The organism is Coxiella-like endosymbiont (assembly GCF_002871095.1).
Taxonomy (GTDB): Bacteria; Pseudomonadota; Gammaproteobacteria; order Coxiellales; family Coxiellaceae; genus Coxiella.
Genome location: NZ_NSHJ01000023.1, coordinates 1 through 2090, shown reverse-complemented (window position 1 = coordinate 2090; position 2090 = coordinate 1). Strand labels below are relative to the sequence as shown.

The following is a 2090-nucleotide window of genomic DNA, read 5'->3' as shown; positions in this document are numbered from 1 at the left end:
GTATCAGCATTGAGGGAATCAATGTACTACAAGTACCATTCCTAATTTTTAGAAATATTACTTTAGGGAAAACTAGCTGTCTTATTGCAAAGACTTGAGTACTTGCTTATAACCGGAGATTTCAATGAGATGAAACTTATTTATGGTTGTTAGTGGTGTAATGAATTTTAAGATACCATTAGCCTTCTAAAAAAGTGGTGATCCCTGGATTGAAAAAGAAAAGACATTCTGCTTGATTTTCAAGGGGTGGATCAATTTAATAGTGGTGGATTATCTGTCATGATGGTATGGTTAAGTCAAGAAAAAGGACTTAATAAATTTATGCGATTTCTTAAGATCCTTAATTCATTGCTGGTTATCATTGCTGTTTGTAGGATGATAGAAATTTTAGAAATTGAAGAGCCATGGATAAATTAATTATTGTAGGTGGTGTGCCTTTAAATGGTGCCATACGGATATCAGGAGCAAAAAATGCTATTTTGCCAATTTTAGCAGCCACGTTATTGATTGGAGAGCCAGTGATTTTAAGTAATATTCCTCATCTTAATGACGTGACTACTATGATTGAATTGTTAGGTCGGATGGGGGCGCAAATTACCATGGACGAACAGATGAGTATCGAAGTGCATTGTTCTACTATTCAGAATCTTCATGCCTCTTATGAGTTGGTAAAGACCATGCGTGCTTCTATTCTCGTTTTAGGACCTTTATTGGCTCGTTATGGGGAAGCAGAAGTTTCTTTGCCTGGAGGATGTGCCATTGGTTCTCGGCCTGTGGATGTTCACATCGATGGGATGCAAGTATTGGGTGCTAATGTAGAATTAGTGGATGGTTTTATTCGAGCTAACGTAGACGGACGTTTAAAAGGTACAGAATTGAATTTAAGCAAAATTACAGTGACAGGGACAGAAAATCTTATTATGGCAGCAAGCTTAGCAGAGGGTCAAACCATCATCCATAATGCAGCTTGTGAGCCTGAAGTTCAGGATTTAGCTAATTTTTTGAATAAGATGGGTGCACGAATTTCCGGAGCTGGAACAGATACTATAGTAATTGATGGTGTTGATCGATTGTCTGGGGGGCGTTACTACGTTTTACCCGACCGAATAGAAGCAGGAACTTACTTAGTTGCTACAGCGATGACGCGAGGACATATCCGAATCAAAGAGGTCCTACCAAAAACCTTGGGGATTATCCTAGAAAAGCTTCACGAAGCGGGAGCACAGATTAAAATTGGAGATAATTGGATAGACCTTGATATGAAAGGGCGACGACCTAAAGCGGTCGATATTAATACAGCTCCTTATCCTGAAATGCCTACTGATATGCAGGCTCAATTCATGGCACTTAATGTCGTTGCGCAAGGTAATGCTGTTATAACTGAAACTGTTTTTGAAAACCGATTTATGCATGTGCACGAATTGCGCCGAATGGGGGCTGATATTAAATTACAAGGTAGCAAAGCCTTCATTCGTGGGAAAGAAAAATTAACCGGTGCACCAGTTATGGCAACAGATTTACGTGCTTCAGCTGGGTTAGTTTTAGCAGGCCTCATGGCACGAGGCAATACCATAATTGATCGGATTTATCATATTGATCGCGGCTATGAATGTATCGAAGAAAAACTAGCACAATTGGGAGCAGAAATTCGGCGCGTTTCTTCTGATTTGTATGCGATAGAGGATGCTATTCGCAGAGGACTATAAAATTTTTACTGAAAATAGTGTTTCCTGAGGAAACACCATAAAATTTCTTATGAATATATTACCGGTAATGTACATTTTTCTTATAAGAGTTCTGTTAATAGACGATTTGCTTATATTTTCTTATCATGAGTCATAGCTACAGCAAAACTCAATAGTATAAATAACCACTCTTCCAACACTCACAGGTTTTATATGCCCATCAGTTTGCTAATTTATATGCCCATTAGTTTGCTAAATTGGATCTAGATAGAGTTACAATGAAAGTATGTTTCCTAAAAAATAGTGTTGATTATAAGCTAAAAAGTAATCTCGATAAGCAGAGCTATTGTAAGCTAATACAATTAACAATCTAAGTGCAATAGATTTTACAGCGCTTCCTATAAG

General features: G+C 37.8%; 2 protein-coding genes. Both read left to right on the top strand.

What is annotated here, in order from left to right:
- The first annotated feature begins 246 nt into the window (after positions 1-246).
- Positions 247-417, top strand: coding sequence for a hypothetical protein (locus CLERM_RS03925; protein WP_157939812.1), 171 nt, complete (start codon positions 247-249; stop codon positions 415-417).
- Positions 405-1706, top strand: coding sequence for a UDP-N-acetylglucosamine 1-carboxyvinyltransferase (murA, locus tag CLERM_RS00265; protein WP_102156633.1), 1302 nt, complete (start codon positions 405-407; stop codon positions 1704-1706). Before CLERM_RS03925 ends, murA begins: the two co-directional genes overlap by 13 nt.
- Positions 1707-2090: the final 384 nt, after the last annotated feature.